The organism is Marinicrinis lubricantis, assembly GCF_042658665.1.
Classification (GTDB): domain Bacteria; phylum Bacillota; class Bacilli; order Paenibacillales; family KCTC-33676; genus Marinicrinis; species Marinicrinis lubricantis.
Genome location: NZ_JBHSQV010000060.1, coordinates 1 through 926 on the forward strand (window position 1 = coordinate 1; position 926 = coordinate 926).

Sequence of the window (926 nt, forward strand, 5' to 3'; positions counted from 1 at the left end):
CGTATAATTGTGTAAAAATGAAATCTCTTAAAAATTAAGAGAGCCATTTTAAAATCCCTCAGTTAGAATGGAGTTATCCAGACAACATTCTAAATGTACGAGGTGATTTAAATGGCTCAATACAAGATTAACGTAGATTCTAAACTTCTGCACCAACTTTTTTTAGGAAATTCTCAGGATTCGGGGGTGGCAGCTTTGTTAGAATCTGTACTGAACCAAGTGTTACAAGCTCAAGCATCTGAACAATTGGGGGCTGAACCGTATGAGCGGTCGGATGATCGTCAAGGTTATCGTAATGGCTCTTATCCTCGCCAGCTGACCACTCGAGTAGGGAAAATTATCCTCCGGGTTCCTCGCCTAAGAAATGGCGAATTCTCCTCAGAGATGTTTGCACGCTTCCAACGTAGTGAACAAGCGTTAGTGCTCGCTCTGATGGAAATGGTAATCAATGGTGTCTCTACACGTAAAGTAAGTCAGATTACAGAGGAGCTATGTGGCACCGAGTTTTCCAAGTCTACCGTCTCTGATTTGTGTAAGAGATTGGATCCCATCGTCCAAGCCTGGAACAATCGCAACCTTCGTGACATCAGATATCCTTTTGTTATCGTGGATGCCATGGTGGTTAAAGTTCGAGAAGACGGTCGTGTTCGTTCTCGTGGTGTGATGATCGGCTATGGTGTAAACGAAGAAGGATACCGTGAGGTACTCGGTTTGATGCTCGGGGATAGTGAGTCTGAAGCCAGCTGGAGCGAGTTCTTCTCCTGGTTAAAACAAAGGGATCTTCGTGGAGTTGATCTAATGGTATCTGACCAACACAGCGGACTCGTTAAGGCTATCCGCACTCACTTCCAAGGCGTGACGTGGCAACGATGCCAAACCCACTTCATGCGTAACATTCTTGATGCGACACCAAAAGCTCTGAAAGA

General features: G+C 44.9%; 1 protein-coding gene. It reads left to right on the forward strand.

Annotation, left to right across the window (positions count from 1 at the left end; translation table 11 throughout):
• Positions 1–111: 111 nt before the first annotated feature.
• A partial coding sequence (locus ACFPXP_RS08020) for an IS256 family transposase (protein ID WP_379893717.1) occupies positions 112–926 on the forward strand: 815 nt, incomplete at its 3' end.